Below are 24791 nucleotides of genomic sequence, written 5' to 3' on the forward strand. Positions count from 1 at the left end.
GTGGCCGGATCGCGGGCGCCGCGGGCCGGAAAAGCCGTGGACTAGGGTGTGAGCGTGCAGAGCAACGGACCTCTCTCCCCGCTGCCGCTCGACGAGGACCTGAGATCGCTCGAGCCGCACGAGCGGGTCCGACCCGGTGACGGTGCCGGGGCGGGCGCGCTCGCCGCGTGGGGCGGGCCCCTCGGCCGGCACGCCGTGGTCGGCCGCCAGCGCTTCTGGACGCCGCTGCGCGTGATCATGCTGTTCGCCGTGATCTTCCTGGCGTTCGGCTTCTTCTCCAAGGCCGCCTGCCTGGAGACCACCCACCCCACCGACGGGTCGCAGCCCGGCCTCAACTGGGACGGCCGGCAGTACTACAAGGCCTGTTACGCGGACCCGCTGCCGCTGTACTCGGCCGAGGGCCTGGACACCGGGGCGCTGCCCTACAAGTACTCGTGGATCACCGACACCGGCGAGGTCCGCTCCATGGAGTACCCGGTGCTGTCCGGGATGTTCCAATACGTCACCGCCCAGGCGGCCCGGGCCCTGCACGAGATCTTCCCCGGCGGGCCGCTCGAGGTGATCACCTACTTCGCGCTGGGCTGTGTCCTGCTGGCGTTCATGTGGATGGTCGCCGTGTGGGCCACCTACCGGTCGGCCGGTCGCCGACCGTGGGACACGCTGCTCATGGCGGCCAGCCCGCTGATCATCTTCCAGGCCTTCACCAACTACGACCTCATGGCGGTGATGTTCGCCTCGGTCGCGCTGCTGTTGTGGGCCCGCCGCCGGCCGGTCTGGGCCGGCGTCGTGTTGGGGCTGGGCGTGGCGGCCAAGCTGTATCCGCTGTTCCTGTTCGGCGCGCTGCTGGTGGTGGCGATCCGCCGCAGGCGGTTCGTCGAGCTCGGTAAGGCCGCCGGCGCCGCCGTCGTGGCGTGGACGGCCGTGAACCTGCCGATCATGGCCCTGTTCCCCGAGGGATGGCGGGAGTTCTTCCGGCTCAACTCCGACCGGCCCGCCAACCCCGAGAGCATCTACGTCGTCATCCAGACGCTCACCGGGTGGCAGGGCTTCGACGCGGGCCGCGCCGCCGGGGAGGCCCCCGCGACGCTGAACACCGTCTCGTTGGTGCTGTTCGCGCTGGCGTGCCTGGTGGTCCTGGTGATCGGCTTGACCGCGCCGGTGACCCCGCGGGTGGCGCAGTTGGCGTTCCTCGTCGTGGCGTTCTTCCTGCTCACCAACAAGGTGTGGAGCCCGCAGTACTCGCTGTGGCTGGTCCCGCTCGCGGTGCTCGCCGTGCCTCGCGTGCGGCTGCTGCTGACGTGGATGGCGTTCGACGCGCTGCTGTGGGTGGCGCACATGTCGTACTTCCACGGTGTGGCCAACAAGGGGATCGGGCCCGAGCTCTTCCACCCTCTCGTGCTGGTTCGTGATCTGCTCGTCCTCGCCGTGTGCGCGGTGGTGATCACGGAGATCTACCGGCCCCACCTCGACCGTGTCCGCATGACGCATCAGGGCTCACCCGAGGGGTCTGATCCGCTCGCCGGGGTCCTCGCCGATCCCGGAGAACGGCTGGTCGCCCGGCCCACTGGAGCCGTTCGGCCCGCCGGGGCGACCCGATCCACTATGGCCGCCGGGGCCGCCCGGCACGGTGGGCCGAGTTCGGCCGGTTCGCCCGTTTCGCCGGCCGCGCCGCTCGCATTCCGTGCGACCCGCTCAGACACCGGTGGGGCACTTCCCACCGACCCCGAGACGAAGGACCCGATCCGATGACTACCAGCGCCATGATCTGGATGTTCCTGTGCATCCTGGTCGGATTCATCTGCATGGTGACCGCCGCCGGTGGCTACCGCGCGGGGTGGCGTCAACCCGTGTGGATCGGCTGGACCGTCGCGGCCTTCCTGTTTCTCACGGTGATCCCGGTGGCACAAGCGCTGACGATCGGGCTGCAGCACGGCTGACGCATCCGGCGGCGCAGCTTCCGGCCGCAATTGCCCCGCCGGCGTATCCCGGCCGGTGTAGCCCCGTCGCGGCTGCCTCGGCCACAGGATCCCGGCGCCGCAGCTGCCTCGGCCACAGGATCCCGGCGCCGCAACTGTCCTGGCCACAGGATCCCGGCGCCGCGGCTGCCCCGTGGGCATTCCGGCAGCGCGAGTGCTGCCGGATGCGCTGCCTCTATGGCCCGCGCTGCCGGAATGCACGCTCAGAGCGGGACTGCGCTGCGTGTCAGGTCCATTCGGCCATCACAGGTCGAAGACGCAGCGCACCTGGGCGAGGTTGTGATGCTCCTTTGCGCGGCGACAGCTCGACGGGCCGCCGATTCCGGCTCGGCAGCCCGCCGACCCCGGCTCGACAGTCCCGCGGACGCAGCGCAGTCCGCCGATTCCGGCTCGGCAGTCCCGCGGACGCAGCGCCGGCCCGCCGCGCGAGAGTCAGCGGCGAGAGGCTCAGCTGCATAAGCCAAACGGCTCGGTGTCCGGGAAGTGCCGCTTCCACTCTTCGCAGGTGAGTTGGACGCAGCCGGCTCAGACGTCGCTCACCACGCGGTCGGGGTCGAGCTGCCACATCCACATGGCGCCCTCCGCGCCCACCGCGAGCAGTCCGCCCGCCGGGGAGGCGCTGCGGCCCTGGTGGAGCTGTGGGTCGGTGGTCGAGCCGAGCACCGCCCAGGGTCGCGGGTCGGATGGGTCGGCGACGTCGATGACCGTGACCTGCCCGGTGCGGGAGGTGAGGAGGGAGAACTCGGCGACCAGGCACGGGTCGGGCGGAGGCACGGTCACCCGAAGCGCGGGGCGGGTGGGATCGGTGACGTCGACCAGGCCGAGGTCGGGGTTGGTGTCGCACGGCGAGAGTCCGGTCGTCGGGGCTGAGCGGGTTGGTCACCACGGCGCCGGAGGTGACGGGCAGGCTCGCGACCGACCGGTTGGCGGGTCCGTAGGGCGCGGTGAACACCTCGAGGCCGCCGTCCGCCCGGCTGGCGTAGACGACGCGCCCGGCACGTCGGCGCGGCTGGTGTTGAGCAGCGCCGATAGTGCCTCGGTGGTGGGGTGGATCCGGTAGGCGGCCATCGCGTGCGCGGCCGAGTCCGGGGTCGCGGGTGGGCGACGTCGCGGGTGTGACGGGCGTCCGCGCCGGCCCGGAGCGAGAGCAGACTGGCGACCTCGTCGTCGTCCCTCCATCTCACGTAGTCGGCGGTGGCCGACGCTGAGGGCAGGGCGGCGTCGGCGCGGCCAGGAGGAGAAGAGGGCCTCGTGGGTGGGGTGACCGAGTCACCGTCCACGGTGAGGAGGCCGGCGTTGGCGAAAGGGGGTGGCGACGACGAGGAGGTCGTCGGACAGCTCGGCGAGCGGGGCGTGGCGACGGACGGGTCGGGCGGCGCGGACGTCGACGAGCCGGAGGAAGAGGGCCCGGCAGTTCGCCCGTCCCGCCTGGTCGAGTGCCTGGTTGACGGACTCCGCCGACGCGCGGACGGCGCTTTCGACCCCGCCCGGGGAGTAGTTGTCGTCCACGGTGTTCCGGCGCCGTTGGCGGTCCACCGCGGCGCGAGACCTGCGGCGAGCAGCGAGGACTTGCCCGACCCGGACGCCCCCACGACCATCGGCGGGCGGACGCGCGGCGAGGCCAGCCGGCGAATACTCTGTTGGAGCTCCACCTCGCGGCCGTGGAACAACGGTGCGTCGCCCGCCAGATGGGGACGCAGTCCGAAGTACGGGCCGCCGCAGCACGGTCCGCTTCCGACGGGGATTTCGTCAGTCGAGTTCGGGCGGGGTAGCCTTGAGCGGTTGCTGACGCAACGACCCTCCTGCCACGGAGACACCGTGGCCGAATCTGTAGTCCACAGGAGGTGATGAGGTCCCATGCGTCAATACGAAGTGATGGTCATCCTCGATCCCAGTCTCGACGAGCGCACCGTGGCGCCGTCGCTGGACACGTTTCTCAACGTGATCCGGCAAGAGGGTGGATCGGTCGACAAGGTCGATGTCTGGGGGAAGCGCCGCTTCGCCTACGAGATCAACAAGCTCAACGAGGGCATCTACGCGGTCGTCCAGCTCAAGTCCGAGCCGGACGCGGTCAAGGAGCTGGATCGTCAGCTCGGTCTGAACGAGAACGTTCTCCGCACCAAGGTGCTGCGCGCCGACAAGTGACCCGGACTGTCCGACCACCCCGGTACTCTGGGCGCGGTCGGTCGGCCTCCGATCACCATCCACACCAGGCCTGAAACACGGAGGACAAGCGAATGGCACAGGGCGACACCCCCATCACGGTGGTCGGGAACATCGTCGCGGACCCCGAGCTGCGGTTCACGCCGTCGGGTGCCGCGGTGGCGAACTTCCGGATCGCCTCCACGCCGCGTCGCTTCAACTCGCAGACCAACCAGTGGGAGGACGGCGAAGGCCTGTTCCTCACCTGCAACGTCTGGCGGCAGGCGGCGGAGAATGTCGCCGAGTCGCTGCAGAAGGGCATGCGCGTCATCGTCAACGGCCGGCTTCGGCAGCGGTCGTACGAGACCCGTGAGGGCGAGAAGCGCACGGTGTACGAGGTCGAGGTCGACGAGGTCGGCCCGTCCCTCAAGTACGCCACAGCCAAGGTGACCCGCACCAACCGCGAAGGCGGCGGGGGCGGCGGTTTCCAGGGCGGCGGCCAGCAGGGTGGTGGCTTCCAGGGCGGCGGTCAGCAGGGTGGCTACGGCGGTGGTCAGTCGCAGGGCGGCTACGGCGGCGGCCAGGGCCGCGGCCAGCAGAACGACGACCCGTGGGGTAGCGCCCCGCAGGCCGGTGGTTCCGGTGGCTTCGGCGGCATGGACGACGAGCCCCCGTTCTAGATCGGGTCGATTCCCCGGGGCGCTGCCGGCGTCCCACCCCACAAGCATGAGACATGACCTCGCGACGTCTCCGGCCCAGGTCGGGTCCGTCGGAGGAAAGAAAGGTAGACGGATCATGAAGCTGATCCTCACCGCCGACGTCGACAAGCTCGGTGCGCCGGGCGACATCGTCGAGGTCAAGGGCGGATACGGTCGTAACTTCCTGCTCCCGCGCGGGATGGCCATCGTGGCCACCCCGGGTGCCGAGCGCCAGATCGAGTCCATCAAGCGTGCCCGCGAGGCCCGCGAGGTCCGCGACTCGGATCACGCCAACGAGCTGAAGCAGAAGCTCGAGTCGATGACCGACGTCAAGGTCGCGGTCAAGACCTCCGACACGGGCAAGCTGTTCGGCTCCGTCACCGCGGGTGACGTCGCCGCGGCCATCAAGTCCGCCGGCGGCCCCACGCTCGACAAGCGCTCCGTGCAGATGCCGAAGGAGCACATCAAGGCGACCGGCAGCCACAACGTCGTCGTCGACCTGGGTCACGACACCACCGCGCGCGTCGCGGTCGAGGTCGTCCCCGCCTGATACACCGCGCAGGGCCCCGGTCGTCACAGTGACGGCCGGGGCCCTGCGCCATTGTGGACGGCCTGTGGATAACTAGTTGTAATGGCTAGGGTCCCGACGGTTCTCAGATCCGTCGCGTTCATATCTCGTTATCCGTTGTGTCCCGGTTGGTGACGTGATAAACGAGGTTCTCCACGGGGCCTCCGACCTGCACCGATACCAATGACCAGCGGTTTTGTGGGAACTGGCCTGGGCTTTCCACCGTTTATCCACAGTGATACGCCCATCGGCCCTGCGTAACCTCCAACCATTCACAGTTCTCCACAGACACCCTCCCGCAAATGTGGAGAAGCCTGTGGATAAGGCTGGAGGCGCAACTCCGGGTGTGTCGTGTCGGTGCCCTACAGTGAAGGGGTCGCTCGCCGGTTCCCAGTCGGGGCCGGGCGGGTGATCGAGTTCGACAGTGGAAGAGGAGCGGTCATGGCCCAGGCGGGATACGACGGTCCCGGCGAGCTGCCCCCTCAGCCCGACGAGGGTGGCGGAGGCGAGTTCGGCCGTACCCCGCCGCAGGATCTCACCGCTGAGCAGTCCGTGCTGGGCGGCATGCTGCTGAGCAAGGATGCCATCGCGGACGTGGTGGAGGAGATCCAGCCGGGTGACTTCTACAAGCCGGCGCATCAGGCCATCTACGACGTCATCCTCGACCTGTATGCGCGCGGGGAGCCGGCCGATGCGGTGACCGTGGCCGCCGAGCTGGATCGCCGGGGGGATCTCCGTCGTGCCGGTGGTGCGCCCTACCTCCACACGCTCATCTCGACGGTCCCCACCGCGGCCAACGCGGGGTACTACGCTCAGATCGTCGCGGAGAAGGCGGTACTGCGTCGTCTTGTCGACGCGGGTACCCGCATCGTGCAGTACGGCTACTCGGGGTCCGAGGGTTCGGACGTCGCCGAGGTCGTGGACCGGGCGCAGGCGGAGATCTTCGAGGTCACCGAGCGCCGCACCACCGAGGACTACGTCATCATCGAGGAGCTGCTGCAGCCCACGATGGACGAGATCGACAACATCCATACCGCGGGCGGTCTCGCCCAGGGTGTTCCCACGGGGTTCGCTGACCTCGACGCCGTCACCAACGGCCTGCACGGCGGGCAGATGATCATCATCGCCGCCCGCCCCGGCGTCGGTAAGGCTCTCGCCCTGGACACCGTCCTGCCCACCCCGGGCGGTCAGACCACCATGGGCGAGGTGGCGGTGGGTGACCGCGTGCTCGGCGCCGACGGGCAGCCCACCGAGGTCGTGGCCGTGACCGAGGTGTGGGAGAACCGTCCCTGCTTCACCGTGCGATTCAATGACGGCACCGAGCTGGTCGCCGACGCCGAGCACGAGTGGCGCATCGAGATGGGCGGCACCGAGCAGATCGTCACCACCAAGTCGCTGGACACGCTCATGCTGGTCTGCGACTTCGGCATCGTCGTCCCCGAGCACCCGGACTCCGGACGTCCGGCTCGGCTCATCACCGATGTGCGCGGCGCCTCGAGCGTGCCGGTCAAGTGCATCGAGGTGGCCGCCGACGACCACCTGTACCTGGCGGGTCCCAGCGCGATCCCGACGCATAACTCCACCATCGGCCTGGACATCATGCGGTCCTGCTCCATCAAGCACGGGCTCGCCTCCGTGGTGTTCTCGCTGGAGATGAGCCGCACGGAGATCGTCATGCGTCTGATGAGCGCCGAGGCGCGGGTCAAACTGTCCGATATGAAGTCGGGCAAGATGAGCGACGAGGACTGGACGCGGCTGGCCCGGCGGATGGGTGAGATCTCCGAGGCGCCCCTGTTCATCGACGACTCGCCCAACATGACGATGATGGAGATCCGTGCCAAGGCCCGTCGGCTCAAGCAGAAGCACGATCTGCGCCTGATCGTGGTGGACTACCTCCAGCTGATGTCCTCGGGGAAGAAGGTCGAGTCGCGTCAGCAGGAGGTCTCGGAGTTCTCCCGTCAGCTCAAACTGCTGGCCAAGGAGATCGACGTGCCCTTGATCGCGATATCGCAGCTGAACCGTGGGCCGGAGCAGCGTACCGATAAGCGGCCGCAGGTCTCCGACCTCCGTGAGTCGGGCTCGCTGGAGCAGGACGCGGACATCGTCATGCTGCTGCACCGCCCGGACGCCTCCGAGCGCGACGACCCGCGCGCCGGCGAGGCCGACCTGATCCTCGGTAAGCACCGTGGCGGTCCCACGTCCACGATCACGGTCGCGCACCAGCTCCACTACTCGCGCTTCGTGGACATGGCGCGGGGACTGTAGCTGCCGTGTCGGTTCTCAAACAATCTGTCAATTTCTCATTCGCGTGTCACATGATTCGCAGGAATCTGTCACCTCGACGTCGGCATCTCCTAGCAGCGGTGCCGCCGCATCGGAGCCCTCTTGCCGGGTTAGTGCGTTAGCCGCGCCGCCAAGGCCACTCAACGAGTGTCGACGGGAGATGGTTCGGCTTGGTTCTCATATATGTTCTGTTCGGTCAACGCTCTCGCCTTGCTCGGTGATGGCTGGCGCGTGGTGCGTTATAGCGGTAGCGCCACGCTCCCCCGGTTCGTAGGGTCCCTCTATGAGTGATTTCGAATATGTCGGTGATTGGAACAACCAGTGGAACTTCAAGGAGAAGAGCACTGGAATGGCCTACACATATGGCCGGTTCGACGATGACTCCTTCGAGCTGGACACGGGAGATCGCTTGATAGTGACTCAGGCGAATAGCACTCGTTTCGTGTGGTCGTTCAAAGAGAACAGGGTCGTAGAGCACCTGTACTGAAGTGCCCCTTCTGTCTGGGCCCGATGCTCAGCTCGCCTTGCTCAGTGTCCGGTAGACGGCCGGCAGGAGCTCGCCGAGCAGTGCGCGGGCCAGGTCCTGGTTGTTGAGGATCTGGGCGGATAGGTCTGCCGAGGAGTCCATCGATCCGATGACGGCGTCGGTGAAGGCGACATCAATGTCGGGGCTCGCGCGGAACTGGGCGAGTGAGTTGTTCTGCGCTTGGGTCCGGAGGGTCTCGCTCTCTTCGAGGCGGTCCTTGATGTGGGTGACCACGTTGCGGACGGAGGAGTCGGGGTGGTCTCCGGCGAAAAGGTCGTTGATGCGGTCGATCACCTCGTCGAGGGCCACCAAGTCGGGGTCGCGTACGGTGCCGGTGCCGGCCTCGCGTGCGGGCTCGAGCGGCGTCCCGCCGGAGAGTTCGCCGTCCCGGGTGGTCTGCCGGTGGTGGCCGAGGTAGTCGATAGCCACCGCGGACAGGTCGATCGGTGTGTCCTTTTCCCCACTGCTCAGCTGCGGGGCCAGGAGCTTGAGATACAGCGCGAGCTTCTCCAGCCATGGGTTCTCGTAGTCGAACAGCTGGGACAGGAACTCGTATTGCCGGACGTAAGTGCCCACGTCCTTGCGGAACATCTGCAATTCGTCGATTTCCACGGCGTCGGAGGCTTCGACCGCGGCCCGCATCCGCACGGTGAAACGGTCGGCAGCGGGCGCCACCCACTTCACCAACGCGTTGTGGCCTTCACGGGCGAGGAAGGCATCGGCGAAGCCGTCGACCTCGGAGCGTTCGTAGATGCCGGCGACGGAGAGTTTGCGTTCGGTGTCGTGGACGATGTTCGGGTCGGTCACATCGGCCAGTGTGGTGGCCTCGTAATAGGGCGCGAAGGCGTCGACAATGTCGTCGACCTCGTTGGCGAAGTCCAGCACGAAGGTCTGGTCTTTCAGCGGCGGGAATGTTCGGTTTAGCCGGGATAGAGTCTGCACGGCCTGGACCCCGCCGAGCCGCTTGTCGACGTACATGGCTACGAGTTTGGGTTGGTCGAAACCAGTTTGGAACTTGTTGGCAACCAGCATCACCTGGAACTCGTCGGTGGCAAACGCATCCCGCAGGTCGCGGCCCTTGAGCCCGGGGTTCATGTTGATCTCGGAGAACGGCTCGTCGGTTCCGGACTCGGGGTCGGTGACCTCCCCGGAGAAAGCGACTAGCGCGGCGACGTCGGTGTAGCCGTTTTCGGTCACGTACTTGTCGAAGGCGAGTTTGTAGCGCACGGCTGCCTTGCGGGAACTGGTCACCACCATTGCCTTGGCTTGCCCGTTCAGTCGCCAGGCGACGTTCTGGCGGAAGTGCTCGACGATGATCTGGACTTTCTGCGAGATGTTGGTGGGGTGCAGTTTGACCCAGTTCATGACCGACTTCACCGCGGCGGATCGGTCCACCAGGTCGTCGTCGCTGCCCTCGGTGGTCACGGCGACGGTGCCTTCGCCGGTTTCGCTAGTGGTGTAGGTCTTGCCGTTGTGAGAGAGCCGGAACGCGGTCGTGTACGGGGTGTAGTTGCGCAGGACGTCCAGGATGAAGCCCTCGTCGATCGCCTGCTGCATCGAGTACAGGTGGAACGGCTGCGGCGTGCCGTCGGGGCCGGGGCGGCCGAACAATTCGAGCGTGGTGGCCTTGGGTGTGGCGGTGAAGGCGAAGAATGAGATGTTGCCGGCCTCGGCGCGGGCTTTGGTCTCAGCTGCGAGCATGTCCTCAGCCGACACGGCCCCGCCCTGGGCGACCTCGTTGAGCTCGGCCTGGGACAGGACCTGCTTGAGTTTGTTGGACGCTCCGCCGGCCTGGGAGGAATGGGCTTCGTCGGCGATGATCGCAAAGGACCGACCTCGGAGGGTGGTGCGGTCGGAGATGGCGTCCAGGGCGTAGGGGAAGGTCTGGATGGTGACGACGACTATGTGGGTCCCCGATTCGAGAGCCTCGGCCAGTTCTGAGGATTTCGAGCCGGTCAGCCCATCGATGTGGGCCACGACTCCGGTGGTGCGGTTGATCTGGTGGATGGCCTCTTGCAGTTGCGCGTCGAGCACGGTCCGGTCGGTGACCACGATGACGGAGGAGAACACCTTGTCGTCGTCATCGTTATACAGCGACGACAGGCGCTGGGCGAGCCAGGAGATGGAGTTGGTCTTGCCCGAGCCGGCGGAGTGCTGAACGAGGTACTTTTGCCCGGGCCCTTCGGTGCGGGCGGCCTGGACGAGTCGGGTGACGGCGTCCCACTGGTGGTAGCGCGGGAACAGCAGGGCTTCTTTGCGCGTCTTCCTGCCGGTGTCCGGGTCGCGCTTCTCGGTGATCTCCAGGTGCATGAACCGGCCGAGGATCTCCAGCCAGTTGTCGCGCTGAAGGATCGTCTCCCACAGGTAGGCGGTAGCGGAGCCGTGCGAGTTGGGCGGATTGCCAGCGTGGTGGCCGTTGCCGCGGTTAAACGGCAGGAACACGGTGTCCTGGCCCGCGAGCCGGGTGGTCATGTGCACTTCGGTGTTGGAGACGGCAAAGTGCACGAGGGCTCGGGTGGCAATGCCGAGCAGCGGCTCGCCCTTCGGCAGACGGTCCTTCTTGTACTGCTCGATAGCGTGCTCCACCGACTGCGTGAAGTCGGTCTTGAGCTCGGCGGTGGCAACGGGGATGCCGTTAATAAAGAAAACCAGGTCGATGGACTTCTTCGGGCTGGACTGGGAGTAGTGGACCTGCCGCATGACTCGCAACCGCACGGCCTGGTATTGGGCGGCGGTAGTGGCGTTGAGCCCGGAGTTGGGCTTGAACTGGCACATCGCGAAGTTCGCGTTGAAGTCCGAGAACCCCCGCCGCAAGACCGCCAAGGTGCCGCCGTCGGCTTTGAGGTCTGCGGATAGCGCCTTGGCGAGGCGTTGCAGCAGTGCGGCCTTGGACTTCTCTTGCGCCGCGGGCGGGTCTGCGGGCTTGACACGCTTGTCCCACTCGTCGGGCTGGGTGTGCTGCAGCCACCAGAACACGTCCTCGGGGAACAGCGCGAGTTCGCGGTCATACCCGGCATCGTTGGGCGAGTACTCCCAGCCGTGCGCGGCCAGGTGCGCACAGATCTCGTCCTCGAGCACGGACTCGTGATGCTGGGCCATGACTACACAGCCTCCCTCACGTCGATCTTCCCCGTCACAGCATTGGTGATCAGCGCTGACCGATACTCGCGAAGGGTGTCGCTTAGCTGAGTAGCTTTGGACACAAGGAAGTCGATTTTCGAAAGGTGTTCACGAGCCCGTGAAACGGCTTCCGCTTGGTCCCTCAAAGCAGGAACAGGAATCTCGACCTCTTTAATTACTGAAGTATTCAACCGAGCGCGAGTTGCGCCGCGTGCGAGCAAGGCGATCTGATTTCGCGTGGGCGGGGCGGAGAGAGCCCACGCTAAGTAGTCAGCTCGCACCAATTCAGCGCGGGGACGCACTCGGTAGCAGTCCGCCTTGACGATAGCGGGTCCAATTGGAGGGACCAGCGCAGCCCGCCCAAGTGGCATCTTGTCATCGCCTAAGCCGGCAACCACAACGTCGCCTTTCTTCACCTCGTGGGTGGACAGTGAGGTAGCGTAATCGAGCGGGATATACGCTCGATCATCGTCCTTAAATTCATTGACGCCAATGTTGCCTAGTCGAATTACACGCGCGCCATCCGCAGAGTAGTGGGACGATGTCAGTGAGGAGCCGAATGGGCCATCAACAATCGATTCTATTACACGTCGGATTGGCAGAGACGGGGCCAAGCCGCTGAGTCGTTTCAATTCTGCAGACCACAGCGCGTCTGACTCCTCGCGCAGGGTGGCGATGAGCTGCTCCTGCTTGTCGATCAGCGCATCGATCTTGGCGGTCTCGCTGTCAAGATACCTGACAATTATGTGTTGTTCGGCGATTGGTGGCATTGCGATCGGGATTGAGAGCATCTTGCCCTGGGTAAGCTTCTCTCTCGTTGAGCCCTCAATGTACCAATTGTACTCGTTCGCGTTCAGCGCATGCGTTAAGAACTGCGGCATTACTTGCGCCGAAGGCCGCAGTACGTGGATATGGTTGTTTGGCCAAATCGGTTCATTTACGTAGAACGCTTTTTCTTTGGTTTTGTCAGTGAAGGGTGCGCCATCTTCTCCGAGGAGAACTAGCTCGCCGTCAACAAGCGGCCGGTCGACCGAACCCACGACTCCGTTAGCGCCCCAATAGGGAACATCGCCGGGGACTTCGGCTCGCTCCGAGGAATTTAGCGGGATGCGGATGGCATCCAGGCATTCGACTATGTGCCCCAGATGGGGTGTAGTCCAGTGAGATGGAAGAGTCCCGAACCATGGAACGCCGCTCTCGACGTAGTCGGGGTATCTGGCCCAGCTCACGCCCCCACCTCCGCGAGCATGGCCTGGATCTCCGTGACGAGGTGGCGGAGGTCCTTCTGGATTTCTTCGAGGGGGCGGGGCGGGGTATAGCGGTAGAAGTGGCGGGTGAAGGGGATTTCGTAGCCGATGCGGGTCTTGTCGTGGTCGATCCACGCATCCGGTACATGGGGTAGGACCTCGCGGGCGAAGTATTCTTCGATGTTCTCGGACAGCGGGACGTTTTCGGTGTCCCGGAGTGACGTGTCGGGTTCGGGGTTGCCCTTGGTGGTGATGACGTCGGCCTCGGGATCGTGTTCGCCAATCGTGGTCCAGATTGTCTTGATGACCGGGGCGCCGACCTTGGCCATGCCTGCAGCCTTCAGCGCGGCTTTGAGATCGGTGGCGAAGGCGTCGCGGTTGGTCCACGAGCGGCCCGAGAGACTGTAGAGGGCGCTGCGAATGGCGTCTTGGTCGGCCGCAGGGAGCTTGGCGATCGCCTTGGTCGCGAGCACGAGCTCGGCGGTGTCGTCAGCGATGTGAAATCGCAGCTGTAGGGGCCGCTCCACCGTGATGGTGCGGTATCCGAACTCCGAGTTGGCGAATACCTTAGAGAGGGCGGGCGCCTCGTCGTCGTTGTCGTGGTTCTTAAAGCCGTCGTAGAGTTCGCAGATCTTCTCGATGTCCTGTGGGCGCAGTTCTTTGCGCTTGGAGCCGAGGGACTTGCGCATCTTGCCGAACATCTCGACCGCGTTGATGAGCTGAACCTTGCCCTTGCGCTCGTCTGTCTTGGCGTTGTCCAGGATCCAGATGTAGGTAGAGATGCCGGTGTTGTAGAACATGTCCGTCGGTAGCGCGATGATCGCGTCCAGCAGATCGTTCTCGATGATCCACTGCCGGATATTGGACTCGCCCGAGCCGGCCCCGCCGGTGAACAGGGGCGAGCCGTTAAGGACGATCGCCAGCCGGGAGCCCTTGTCTCCCGGGGAGCGGACGGGCCGCATCTTGCTGATCAGGTGCATCAGGAACAGAAGAGAGCCATCGGAGACCCGCGGCAGGCCGGCACCGAAACGGCCCGCGAAACCCCGCTGCTCGTGCTCGTCCTTCACCGCCTTCTGCTGCGTCTTCCACTCCACCCCGAACGGCGGATTCGACAGTAGGAAATCGAAGTGCTCTCCGTGGAAGCCATCGTCGGTGAGCGTGTCACCGTTGTAGATGTTGTCCACGCCCTGGCCCTTGATCACCATGTCCGACTTACACATGGCATACGAGCGAGAGTTGACCTCCTGGCCGTACAGCACCGGCTTGGCACCGGGGTTCATCTCCACCAGGTGGTCATAGGCCACCGAGAGCATGCCGCCCGTGCCCGCCGCGGGGTCGTAGATGGTGCGCACGATGCCGGGAGTGGTGAGCTCGAGATCGGAGTCCGCGTACAGCAGGTTCACCATGAGGGCGATGACTTCCCTGGGGGTGAAGTGGTCACCGGCCTGGGCGTTATTAGACTCGGCGAACTTCCGGATGAGCTCCTCGAAGATGTAGCCCATGTCGTGTCCGCTGACCCGATCCGGGTGCAGGTCGACGTTCGCGAAGTCCTTGACGATGAGGAACAGGCGGTCCTTCTTGTCCAGTTCATCGATCAGTTCGGGGAGCTTGTAGCCGTCGAAGACGTCCCGGATGTTGGGTGAGAAGCCCTCGATGTAGTCGATCAAGTTGTCCGCCAGGCCCGCCGGATCCGCAGCGAGCTTGCCGAAGTCCCACACCGAGGTGTTGAAGAACGGCAGCCCGAACCTCGACCGCAGAACCACGAACGGGTCGATGCCGCTGTCCTGCAGCCGGGCGTGCTGGGTGAGCACCTCCGCCTTGGTGGGCGCGAGGATCGCGTCCAGGCGCCGCAGGATCGTGAACGGCAGGATCACATCGCCGTACTGATTGGGCTGGTACGGGCCCCGCAGCTTGTTGGCGATGGACCAGATGAAGGCGGCGTTGGTGGTGGGCAACTCGGGTAGTTCCTTAATCGAGGATGGCTGACTGTCTAAACGTAGTGGTCGCTCACGGCGTCCGTGGTCAGGACGCACCGCCGCCAGGATCGGGCGCATTGGACATCAATGGCCATTGACCACCAAGAGATGTCCGTGATGAGATGGGCGGATCGGAGACAAGCTGCCCCGAGCCGAAAGAAGGGAGGTCGACCGAGTCGCTAACGCGGCTCTGCAGCTCGACTAGGCGTCGGGTGCAGGTTCGGTCTTTCGATATGAACAAAATTCCGCCCGCACGACTCGGTGCGCCACGACGCGCAGACCGGCCAATCGATGACCACTCCTCGGTCAGTGTCCACTTGTCCCTGCCCGGATGGCTTGTCCGCGAGTTGTACGGAGCCGCGCTCCGTGAACACCGCTCAGTCTCATCCGTCGCCACCCTGGCGTTAACGGATTTCCTCGACGTCTCCGAACCACCGGAGGCGACTGAAGCGTAGCGACCTCGCGCAGGGGCGCGCATCGAAATACCCCAATAACCGCTGCTCCAGCCACTCATCTGAAGTGGGGGCGGCGACTCCTGCTGCGAAATCGCCACGAGCCGGGCGGCAACCCGGCTCGTGATTACGCGAAGCGCTCAGGCTTCACACCAATTCTTCTCTCCTGAAGGAGACAACGTCATCATGACGCATACCCAAACGCAGGTCAATAGCGCCGCCTTGACCACGTCAGACAACACACCCTCTCAATCGGCGCGTCTCGCCTCGTTACGTGAGGTGACGGCGCAGCTACGCCAAGGAAAGGACTCGGAGCGGACCGTCCCGTTCGCCGAGGTGACCTGGCACGATGTCGCTGACTCGAATCCCTTCCGTACCTTCCACGCCTACAAGGGGCGCCTGCACTACGACGGACTGTGGTGGTCGTCCACCGTCGGCAAGCACGTCGGTTACGAGTCGCTGCACGAGCGGTCATTCCTGGCTACCGCAGACGCTGATCCCGACGTAGTGCACATTTCCTCTCAACCACTGCAGGTCTCGGGTCCGGATCTGGTCAGCGACCGTCTACGTACCCGGATCCCCGACTATCTGCTGACCTACGCGGACGGCTCCGTGGAGCTGGTCGATGTCACTACGCCGAAACGGGCAGGCACCGAGCGTGTTGCAGAGGCCAGCTCATGGCTCCGCCAGGCGTGCCGGCTGCGTGGATGGCACTACCGATTGTGGACAGACGACGATCCGGTGCGCCTACGAAACACCCTGCACGTGGCCGGCTACCGCAACCCACGACTGGTTGACTCGGACGACCTCCGCCTCGTGCAAGAGGCAGTAGCGACGTCTGGGATCTCGTTCAGGCAGCTTCTGAGCGACTTGCCACCCCGTGTCGAGCAGCTCCGAATTGTCCCAGCAGCGTTGCACCTGGTGTGGCACGGCCATCTCAGCTTCGACTGGTCGAAGCAACTCAAGCTGAGCACTGTGCTGTGGCCAGCGACGGCATCGACCGACGAGAAGGTGGCCTGATGAGCTCGACATGGGTGCCGAAACTGGGAGACACGGTGAAGGTAAAGGACGAGCTGATGACCATCACCGACCGTCAAGGCACGGACATCGTGCTGCGCTCGGTCGCCTCGAGGTTCACCACCACGATGAGCTTCGTGGAGTTCATCAGGGAAGTAAAGCAAGCGAATCCTGCTGAAGAGACCTCGATGGTCACGGGTGTCGACCTGCTCGCTCCCGAGGAACGAGACGACTTGGAGAAACTCGTCCGGCAGCTCGCCTGGATCATCAACCCAGTCGATGACCCGGATGCGCCAGCACAGGTGGAGCAGCGGGTAGCAGAGGTAGCGGAGGCAAGGGGTGTCTCCACTCGAACAGTGCGTCGCAAGCTGAAGAAATTTCGCGAATCCGGAGCCAACGGCCTGGTATCAGGGGACATCACGCGCCGGCGGGAGTTTCGCACGGATCAGCGGTGGACCGAGATCGCGCGCGAGGTCGTCGGCGACCAGGTCCGCCAGACCACCAGTAGTCGCAAGAATGTGATGTGGGAGATCAACCTCAGGTTCAGACAGGAGTGCGGCGACGAGGCGGAACTTCCCAGCCAGTCGACCCGCTATCGACGATTGGAGGACATCGCAAAGGGCGCGGGAACCTTTGCGTCCACGAAGCGTCGGGCATCGGTGGCTGACGCGCCGAAGACCGCCCATGGGCAGATGGACATCACGCGACCTGGACAACTGGTAGTTCTCGATTCTCACCGGATCGACATCCTCGTCGTGGTACCGAAGACGCGACTGCACAAAGACATAGTCACGCGCGTGGAACTTGCCGCGGGGATGGACTACTGCACCAAGAACATCGTCGGCGTCGTGACTAGTCCGAACAGCAACCGCGTCGACGTGGGCAACGTCATCATGCAGGCATGTTCGGTGATGCCGGCCCCTGAAGGGATCCCTGAAGAGGCCGCTTGGCGATACAGGGGCGTTCCCCAGCAGATATCGGTCCCCGCAGGAGAGGTCTGGGGCATGCCCTATGTGGGTCCCGAGGCGATCCTGACCGACCGGGGGAAGCCGTATGTAGCCGAGCATGTGGTGTCAGTGTGCCAAGAACTAGGCGTTTCGGTGTACACGGCGCAGCCCTACAAGCCGACCGACAAAGCCGTGCTCGAGAGGTTCTTCCGGACCCTGAATTCCGGGTTGATCTCGATGCTCCCCGGTTACGTGGGAAGCGATCCGACCCTCCGCGGGCTAGACGTCGACAAGGAAGACTTGCTGACCATCCACGAACTGGACAACATGATCCGGCAGTGGATCTGCACGGTCTATCACCACAACAAGCAGTCCGGACTGACGTTTGCCGGTATGCCGCAACGAGATATGTCGCCGGCGGAGATGTACGAAGCATCCATCGCGTGTCATGGGCTGCCCCGGCTCCTCGTTCGGCCCGGTGATTGGATCAAGTTTCTGCCGAAGGTGGCCCGCACGATTCAGCACTATGGGGTCCAGTGGGACAACAGGATCTACGACGGTCCTGCCTTGGACGCCTACCGCCATCGGCAGTCCACCGAGCCCCGGGTCGGGCGACCGGACCATTTCCGTTTCGCTTACGACGTCAACGACATTCGGAAAATCTACTTCCAAGACCCGGAGACGAACGAGATCCACACACTGTGGTGGACGCAAGCACGGGGCCTCGATGCGCCGTTCAGCGATGCCATGATGCAGCTGGTCCGAGCCATCGGGGCGGAAGATCTACCCGACCGCTGGGTGAAGGAACGCGAGTTTCTCGACGCGGCGCTGGAAGCGTTGGGCAAGAACCGCAAGCTCCGCTCACGAGTGACGAGCGATGGATCCCGGTTGCCGAGCGTGCTGGACAAGCTCGCTGCCGCCGATCGCGCGTGGGCCGAAGCGAAACCGGACGATCAGCGGCCAGCATCTGAGGACGCGTTCGAAGACGATCTCGATGATCCAGACGTAGATTTCGATGATGTCGCGCTCCTCGCGATCTCCGAGGACAGCGATGAGTCGGATGATGACTGGACGGGCGTGGGGCTATGACTACTGAGATTTCGCGCAGAAGTTGGCAGGGGTGGCAAGCCTTCTGCGACACACCGTATTTGCAGCGGCCGGACATCAAGACGGTCCCAGAACTCGCGGATATGGAGGAGGACGCGCTGGCGGAGTATCAAGAGTTGAGGATCCGCTACCACACGTTCATGACGCCGGTGGAGACCGCGTTTCTCAAAGAAATCCGCCAGGTAGTTCAGTTGGTTCGAGCGACGAATCCGGTCGGTGGGTACGCAGCACGCAACGCGGTTGTCATCGACGGTGCGCCGACGGTCGGCAAGACAACGGCGATCAACCATGTCGCTCGCGCTGTGGATCGGCGTTCACGCCGCCTCAACGGTGACAGAACCGGCACTGGTGCGCACCGCATACCGACCGCCCGGATTGGCTTGAGCGGAAGTCCGTCGATCAAGGCGTTCTCGCGGTCGATTGCGACGTTCCTCGGAGTCCCCGAGGGGCTGAATCTCACCACTGAGAGGTGGACAGCGGCCGCGATGGGGGCACTCGAGAGGGCTGAGACCGAGCTGCTGATAGTTGATGACCTGCACTGCCTCAACGCCGGTAGCCGCGATGGGCAGGCCTTGACTGACCATCTCAAGCGGATACTTGACGACTTCGCCGGCACTTGTGTGTACGCCGGCGTGGACTTGGCCGACAAGGGTCTCTATGACACCAGCGGTAGGAGAACCCGCGGTCGTATCGACCAGACCGCTAGGCGGTGGACCCTGGTTCGCGGTGACCGGATCTCCCTCTCCGATGCGGAGGGGCGAAAAGAGTGGAAGAGTCTAGTCGCGACGTTGGAGTCTCAACTCGCGCTGTGCAATCACGAGTACGGCTATTTGGCTAGGCACGCTGACCTGCTTTATGAATGCACCACCGGCAGCGTGGGTTCGCTGACTGAGTTACTCAAACGCGCCGCCGCCATTGCGATCGTCAGCGGTGCGGAGCGGATTGATGAGAGCGTGATCAATCAGACTCCCCTTGACATCGGATCCGTCGCAGCACGCAGAGCCGCTGCCGGAGAACAACGCGCCCGGAAGGGCAAGGCAGCAAAGGGGAAACGTCGTGGAGCATGAGTTCCCCAGTGCACCCCTGGCTGTCACGCGCACGATGCGATCTGGCCAAGACCTGCAGAGCTACCTTGAGTTGGTCGCTGGCGACAACTCCCTTTCGGTCAGCGAGTTGCTTCGCGCGTACGGAGAGAAGGCGCCTCAGGGGCCATATGACTTGCTGTCAGGCCCCCAATTGGACTGGGCCAGGATCGGGCACGCTCTGAGCATCGACGCAGAAAGTCTGCGGTCGATGACTTTTAAGGCCATCCCGTTCGAGGTCGCGATCGGCGAGAACTGGATCAACTCCGAGGCCTACCATCGGCAGGGGCATCGGCGAGACCAGCGTCTACGGCGCTCCGGAGCCCGGTACTGCCCCGCTTGTCTGGTTAGCCGAGACGGCGCGTGGAAGCTGCGTTGGTATCTGCCAACGGCCGTGGCGTGCACGAAACACCTGGTGCTTCTGGTCGACGCCTGCCCGGAGTGCGGCCGAGTACCGCACTCCGGGGAGAAGCGTCTGACTGCAGTGCCAGCTGATGCGAATCGCTGTCAGCACCCGAAGGTATCCAGCGAGGATGCGAAACGCCCCGGCCGTCCGGCACGGTGCGGTACTGATTTGACCAGCGCAGCGGCGCGCAGTCTCGACCACGGGCACCCGGTCATAGCCGCTCAACGGATGGTCGACCACGTCCTCACAGCGCTGGTGTCCGGTGAACAGGTCACGGCCTGTGGCCTTTTGGTTCCGGCGACGGTGGTTCTCAATGCGCTCGTGCGCATCGTGAACTGGCTATCGATGTGGCAAGTGGACCTCGCAGACGCAGTAGCCGCCCATCTCACACCCGGGCGCAGAATCAGCGCGGGTACGGGATACCGCCTTTCCGAACACGCCGCTGGTCCGGGACCGATATTCGCCGCACATCTTAGTGCGGCTCAGTACGGGGTGCAGTTGGCTGCCGCAGTCGACATCCTCCGTGCGCCCCACCTCGAGGCCGCGGCTCAAGCCCTGGAGCGCTACGAGGACCTCAAGCATTCGCCTCCGGCCCCCGGTGCACCATTCACCAGGACCTTCATCCGCCAGCAGGATCACTCAGACAGTGCACTGGCCACCGCAATCACCCTCACGCGAGACCGCGACACGATGAAGGTCGCCGATCAACTGTCCTACCGGATGTACAGCCTGGTGCCGCGCAAGCCGAGACGTCTTGGCGCTCGCGCCGCCTGGCCCGCCGCAGAGTCATCCTTGCGAAGTCTGGAGTCGAAGCATCTGCCTCAAGCACTCTGGCCTTCACTCACGGTAACCCTGCCCCGCCTGGCGCAGAAGGACACCGGGGCCCAAGCGGTCAGCAGTTCGTTGATCTTGGCGCGGATGGGCACGCACACCAGATGGTTTGAACTCGCGGCACAGTTCCAACTGTCGTCTTCGAGCGCTCGGACCGTCAGCACCCACCTGCAACGCTTGGCCGAAAACGATCTGCTCGACCACACACTGACTATTTTGGATCACTACTGGGACGTACTCGCATGCTCACCTCCGCCGATCGACTACGACCAACGACGATGGGTCTTCCGGCGACCGCCAGCGCTCGACGCTGACCTCGACCGGGAGCTCACCCGACTGGACGTAGCGACGACGGAGACGACGAGGCACTTCGTGTCCGTACGGCTGTGGGAAACAATGACCGGAAGCGACGCGCGCTTCACTGCTTTGGGGCCACGTTTGGCGCCGGGACGAGAACGGACAGAGTATCGAGCGTTTCACAACAGGTTCGGGGCGCCACTACGGCACGCGATCGACTCCGCGGCCACTAGAGCACTCGATACCGCCGAAATCGACGAGCCCGCCCAGTGGGAGCCACCCATTGACGGGCGGCCATCGCGGCACCGCGCCGTGCCGCACGAGCCATCTGACAAACGAGTCGATCCCCATCATCGCGACCCTCATCAAGCACCTAATTCAAATTCTCTGGTCACTTGGTACCTGGAGAAGGGACGGATCGAAGAGTCGTTGGCATTCGGGAGGTTCGTGAACTTCGTTCAACAGTGGCATCGCAGTTTCATCGACTCTGCTACCGGGGTCGTGCCCCCCGGAGAGAGTCAGCCGTCTAGCTACGACAGGGACGACGGCAACCTTCTCATCGAGAGCATCACGCCGTACAGGCCACTCGAACAGATGTGGGTGCAAGACCGTGCCGAAGACGTCCCGGCTGACGCCATAGCGGATGCCGCGGCAATCTTTGACGAGGCTCTACACGCGGACTTCATTCTCTTCGATCAACTGGTGGAGAACGCTGTCAACGGTCTCCCGAGCACTTCGACAGGTCAGCTCAGACGCCTCGAGCCATACCGAGTAGCTCGATAGCGAAAGGCTCGGCGCTGGTAAGCAGCACGAACACCGGCCAGCGCCGAGCCCCCAACAGCGCGGTCAGCTCACGACTCCCAAGGCGATAGCCGTCCACTGGTCGACATCGCCCGTGTCTGGTCCGAAGACGGCGCCGTACGCCAGACCGACCTGCTCGGTATGAACCTCGGCGTTGTTGTTTGCGTGGTCGTAGATCGTCAACTTCGCGCGGCTAGTGTTGTGGGGGTCGCGAGTGACTTCGACTTGGTAACGGTCGTCAAGCCGCGACCACCACACGATCCAATCGCCGTCGGTGGCTTCGGTGCTGTCCCAGTCCATGACCGGTCCGACAGGCGCGGTGCGGATCGGCTGAGGTAGGCCGAGTACAGCACCGTCGAGGCTAATTAACCCCTCTTCGACAGCGGCGTGCGCCAACTCCCAGGGCATCGGCACGTCGAGCACCGCCGATACTGTCTGCAGATACAGGTTTGAGCCCCACAGGTCGTCCCCGTGTCGTTGCCCGAGCCACATGCCGGCCAGGGCGGCATCGACCATCGCACGCAGAGCCTCGGTTGTGGCCTCTGAAAAAAGGTGTCGGAGCGACAGCGCCCGGAGGTAGGCGGTCACTGGGCGGTACGCGCAGTCAGCATCACCGCGGAAGCTGATCGTGCCACCTCCAGCTTTGACTACGTACTGCAGAGAGCACTCGCACAACAGTGACGACATGCTGAGCCCCTCGAAATCCTGGCGGACCCAGGCGACGCGATGCCAGCCATCACCTGCCGGGACGTGCAGCACGATCCGTGATCCCGGCTCATCGCGCAGAGTGTTGCTCAGCTTCTCAGTGGGGACCCCGCTGAAATCGGGTGGCCACTCCGGCTCTCGCGGGACCGGCTGCTCGGCATGAAACGGGAACTTCTCCGCCTTCACCTCGCGGAGTGAGGGATAGCGGGGCGCGGTGCGTATCCGCGCCCACACCAGCGGCGTCACCGTCGCCTCTGGGTCACTGTCGGCGATCGCGTGGAGGAAGGCGGCATCGGCCGCCGGCCAGGTGTCGAGTTCTTCGGTGGGTGCGTCGATGAACACTGCCGATGTGAACGCCAGGCCCGCCGCGTGCAGTGCAGCAAGCTCGTCCCATGGTCTGAAATGGCCCAACTCCTGCCGCGGCAGGTCAACGGTGACAGTGGTCGCCTCACCTAGTGGGTCGCTGATCGTCTGGAGCTGCATCGGTGGCCTCCTTCTCGGCCCGTCCCGCCAACCACGACCTGAAATCAACGCTCGGGCTGTGGGCTGAGATCGCGGCCGCCTAGCAACGGATGACACCAGACGGCTACGACAGACGCTAGAAACCTGATTCTCCCGCACTGAGTGTCTTGCGGCCAGTGAAGATGCGGACAGCCCTATCGACGAACGAGGGCCCTCGCCTCCCTTGCTCTTTCGGAACCGCCGATGGATCAAGAGTGATGCCAGAAGCCAGTCCGAGACCGACCTGGAGACTGGCGCGAACGTCATCCGGCTGCACGGCACCTTGCTCGCGGTGACAATGGCACTCATGGACACGCCACAGGCATCCGATATTTCAGGGGGCATCGAGGGTGGCCGTGTTCTGGACTCGAAGATCGGGCCGTTCTACACCCCCGCTTCGATGGCCGAGGTCTTGGGGATCTCCCTGACCGAGACCGTGCGCAGGCTTGAGTCTGGGGAAGTGCTGGGCGCCCAGCTGGAAGACGGTGCGTGGGTGTGTCCGACATGGCAGCTCACGAACAGTCAGGTACGTCCCGAATTCTTATGTCTGTGGAGGGAGTTGGTCACGAGCGCTGATGCGTGGACCGCGCTGCTCTGGATATGCGCACCTCACCCTGACCTGGATGATCAGTCCCCGCGGCAGTGGATTGAAAACGAGCAGCCCGCAGAGCTGGCCGAGACGCTAGCTGCGCACACCGCCTCACGCTGGGCCCAGTAAACCAATGGTCCGCGCGAGTTGGCTCAATTCAGCGTCCGGTAGTCCGCGAGGTCAGACACTGAGAGCGTGGCGCACTCGGATCCCATCAACCCCACCCAGCTCGCCGTGTTGAAGTGGGTCGCAGACGGCTGCCCCGACGGGGTGATGCCAGACGGCGGAACACACAAGACCCGTGCGAAAGCCCTCCAATGGAGGCGACTGCTGGAGATCTCAACCAAGGGTGGCACATGGTCGGCGACACTCACTGACGCTGGCCATCACTACCTGACACACGGCAGCTACCCGGACGGGCACTGGACCAAGCGAAAGCGTGGCGCCGCACCGTCGAGCAGACCACATCCAGAGCCTTCGGCAAGGTCAAGAACTGCCGATTCGCCGCGGCCCCCTCGGGCCACGGTCACGAACAAGAAGCTGCGGCCTGTGGACCAATTGATCGCTGACGTCGTGGCCGCCGGCGGCCGGCTCGAGGTCGTGCGCACGGACGACAAGGGCCCGAGCTACGAGGCTCTGGTCAAGAGCGCGATCCGGTTCAACAAGGTGCCGGCCGACAAGATCCTCGTAGTTGAGCGCGGGGCGCGGTGGGGTGAAGCCACGATCGTTTTGACCGATCTGCCGGAGTGGATGACAGTCGCGCTCGAACCGATCCCAGTGCCAGAGCGAGTGAGCAAGTTTCACCCCGCACTGACCCAAGTCCGCGCCCGCGCAACAGGGAAGCGGAATTCGCCATTGCGTCAACGCGGTCACCGGATTCTTCACGCGATCGCCGTGGCAAGTTCGGCGCGCGGTTTCGAAGTGGCCGCCGCAGTCAGTCGGGACCGCTATGGCAACCGCACTCAGCAGAGGCCACCACATGACCTGGACATCACAGTCTCGGGTCACACCTTCACGGTCTCGGTGACCGAACCCACCAAGCGAGTCGAGCACCAGCCCACCCCGGCAGAGCTGCGGCAGAACGAGAAGTACTCCTGGACCACGTATCCGAGGTACGACTACGTTCCTGCCGGGCTCTTGAAAGTCGAAGTGGGCGGCGGTCCTGCGGTTCGCCAGGGAACCTGGACAGATAGCGATGGCTCGTTGACCGACGTCGCGCAGATCCTGCAGGAAATCGAACTTCGTACCGCCCACGCTGAGGCCCGGCGACTCGAACGCGAACGTCTAGAGCGCGAGAGGAGACAGCGGTGGGAACAGGCGATGGACGTTGCCCGCCAGCGCTACGCCGAGCACCACCGTGCAAGTGTCCTGTCCGCGCAGATGGATCGCTGGCGCCGGGCCCAGGAACTGGATCAGTACCTGGCGGCGATGCGCGCCCGCGCGCAGACACTTCCCGCTGAGGAGCACCATGACGCACACCAATGGATCGCTTGGGTACAGCAACATCGTGATGCCATTAA

Annotated in this window: 19 protein-coding genes and 2 pseudogenes; 14 read left to right on the top strand and 7 right to left on the bottom strand. The window is 64.4% G+C overall.

The features are described 5' to 3' along the window. The first annotated feature begins 48 nt into the window (after positions 1-48). Positions 49-1749, top strand: coding sequence for a glycosyltransferase family 87 protein (locus tag DPA01S_RS00700; RefSeq protein WP_084374629.1), 1701 nt, complete (start codon positions 49-51; stop codon positions 1747-1749). Further along, entirely contained in the window at positions 1746-1937 is a 192-nt protein-coding gene (locus tag DPA01S_RS00705; protein WP_043567330.1) for a hypothetical protein, read from the top strand. Before DPA01S_RS00700 ends, DPA01S_RS00705 begins: the two co-directional genes overlap by 4 nt. A 564-nt stretch (positions 1938-2501) precedes the next feature. Here DPA01S_RS00705 and DPA01S_RS00710 read toward each other — a convergent pair. From DPA01S_RS00710 to DPA01S_RS17505, 3 genes and pseudogenes are all read right to left on the bottom strand, one after another. Continuing rightward, positions 2502-2750, bottom strand: a complete 249-nt coding sequence (locus DPA01S_RS00710; RefSeq protein WP_157076946.1) for a hypothetical protein — start codon at positions 2748-2750, stop codon at positions 2502-2504. A 495-nt stretch (positions 2751-3245) separates the two neighbouring features. Further along, positions 3246-3512 (bottom strand): nSTAND1 domain-containing NTPase, encoded by a 267-nt coding sequence (locus tag DPA01S_RS00715; protein WP_061913486.1) that lies wholly within the window; start codon positions 3510-3512, stop codon positions 3246-3248. Continuing rightward, a pseudogene (locus DPA01S_RS17505) lies at positions 3512-3835 on the bottom strand (nSTAND1 domain-containing NTPase); the annotation flags it as partial. The gene DPA01S_RS00715 and the pseudogene DPA01S_RS17505, both read right to left, overlap by 1 nt. Between DPA01S_RS17505 and rpsF the strand changes: the two are divergent. The 5 genes from rpsF (at position 3834) to DPA01S_RS16650 (ending at position 8154) form a co-directional block, all read left to right on the top strand. Beyond that, the gene (rpsF, locus tag DPA01S_RS00720) at positions 3834-4121 is read left to right on the top strand and encodes a 30S ribosomal protein S6 (protein WP_007632072.1); all 288 of its coding nucleotides are present in this window, start codon (positions 3834-3836) and stop codon (positions 4119-4121) included. The pseudogene DPA01S_RS17505 and the gene rpsF overlap by 2 nt on opposite strands. Positions 4122-4213: 92 nt before the next feature. Further along, positions 4214-4798, top strand: a complete 585-nt coding sequence (locus DPA01S_RS00725; protein ID WP_007632070.1) for a single-stranded DNA-binding protein — start codon at positions 4214-4216, stop codon at positions 4796-4798. Between the two features lie 115 nt (positions 4799-4913). Continuing rightward, on the top strand, positions 4914-5366 hold the full coding sequence (gene rplI, locus DPA01S_RS00730) for a 50S ribosomal protein L9 (protein WP_061913488.1): 453 nt from the start codon (positions 4914-4916) through the stop codon (positions 5364-5366). Positions 5367-5825: 459 nt separating this feature from the next. After that, positions 5826-7649, top strand: a complete 1824-nt coding sequence (dnaB, locus tag DPA01S_RS00735; RefSeq protein ID WP_061229636.1) for a replicative DNA helicase — start codon at positions 5826-5828, stop codon at positions 7647-7649. A gap of 301 nt (positions 7650-7950) precedes the next feature. After that, positions 7951-8154, top strand: a complete 204-nt coding sequence (locus DPA01S_RS16650) for a hypothetical protein (RefSeq protein ID WP_157076947.1) — start codon at positions 7951-7953, stop codon at positions 8152-8154. A 27-nt stretch (positions 8155-8181) separates the two neighbouring features. Here DPA01S_RS16650 and DPA01S_RS00740 read toward each other — a convergent pair whose 3' ends face one another. The 3 genes from DPA01S_RS00740 to DPA01S_RS00745 are packed head-to-tail and all read right to left on the bottom strand — an operon-like array spanning position 8182 to position 14515. After that, entirely contained in the window at positions 8182-11292 is a 3111-nt protein-coding gene (locus DPA01S_RS00740) for a type I restriction endonuclease subunit R (RefSeq protein WP_061913490.1), read from the bottom strand. Between the two features lie 2 nt (positions 11293-11294). Then, on the bottom strand, positions 11295-12542 hold the full coding sequence (locus DPA01S_RS16170) for a restriction endonuclease subunit S (protein WP_084374631.1): 1248 nt from the start codon (positions 12540-12542) through the stop codon (positions 11295-11297). After that, a complete protein-coding gene (locus DPA01S_RS00745; RefSeq protein WP_061913492.1) occupies positions 12539-14515 on the bottom strand; it encodes a type I restriction-modification system subunit M in 1977 nt (658 codons plus the stop codon). Before DPA01S_RS00745 ends, DPA01S_RS16170 begins: the two co-directional genes overlap by 4 nt. Positions 14516-15174: 659 nt before the next feature. Here DPA01S_RS00745 and DPA01S_RS00750 point away from each other — a divergent pair. From DPA01S_RS00750 to DPA01S_RS16175, 5 genes and pseudogenes are all read left to right on the top strand, one after another. Beyond that, a complete protein-coding gene (locus DPA01S_RS00750) occupies positions 15175-16008 on the top strand; it encodes a TnsA-like heteromeric transposase endonuclease subunit (RefSeq protein WP_232302940.1) in 834 nt (277 codons plus the stop codon). Beyond that, positions 16008-18041 carry a TnsB C-terminal domain-containing protein gene (locus DPA01S_RS00755; RefSeq protein ID WP_061913496.1) on the top strand — a complete coding sequence of 678 codons (2034 nt, stop codon included), beginning with the start codon at positions 16008-16010 and terminating at the stop codon, positions 18039-18041. The genes DPA01S_RS00750 and DPA01S_RS00755 overlap by 1 nt, the downstream gene beginning before the upstream one ends. Positions 18042-18142: 101 nt before the next feature. After that, positions 18143-19126, top strand: a complete 984-nt coding sequence (locus DPA01S_RS00760) for a TniB family NTP-binding protein (RefSeq protein WP_232302941.1) — start codon at positions 18143-18145, stop codon at positions 19124-19126. Between the two features lie 34 nt (positions 19127-19160). Beyond that, positions 19161-19553, top strand: a pseudogene (locus tag DPA01S_RS17510) (TniQ family protein); the annotation flags it as partial. 222 nt (positions 19554-19775) lie between these two features. Further along, positions 19776-21458, top strand: coding sequence for a hypothetical protein (locus DPA01S_RS16175; protein ID WP_232302942.1), 1683 nt, complete (start codon positions 19776-19778; stop codon positions 21456-21458). A 63-nt stretch (positions 21459-21521) separates the two neighbouring features. Here the strand turns inward: DPA01S_RS16175 and DPA01S_RS00770 are convergent, their stop codons facing one another. Further along, positions 21522-22664: a hypothetical protein gene (locus tag DPA01S_RS00770; protein WP_061913502.1), complete on the bottom strand. Its 1143-nt coding sequence runs from the start codon at positions 22662-22664 to the stop codon at positions 21522-21524. A 325-nt stretch (positions 22665-22989) separates the two neighbouring features. On the opposite strand from DPA01S_RS00770, the gene DPA01S_RS00775 reads away from it, so the two are divergent. Next, positions 22990-23400 carry a hypothetical protein gene (locus tag DPA01S_RS00775; protein WP_157076948.1) on the top strand — a complete coding sequence of 137 codons (411 nt, stop codon included), beginning with the start codon at positions 22990-22992 and terminating at the stop codon, positions 23398-23400. A gap of 420 nt (positions 23401-23820) precedes the next feature. Beyond that, positions 23821-24791, top strand: a 971-nt coding sequence (locus tag DPA01S_RS00780; protein ID WP_061913506.1) for a hypothetical protein, incomplete at its 3' end; no start/stop codon positions are given.

This window comes from Dietzia papillomatosis NBRC 105045 (assembly GCF_001570845.1).
GTDB lineage: Bacteria > Actinomycetota > Actinomycetes > Mycobacteriales > Mycobacteriaceae > Dietzia > Dietzia cinnamea.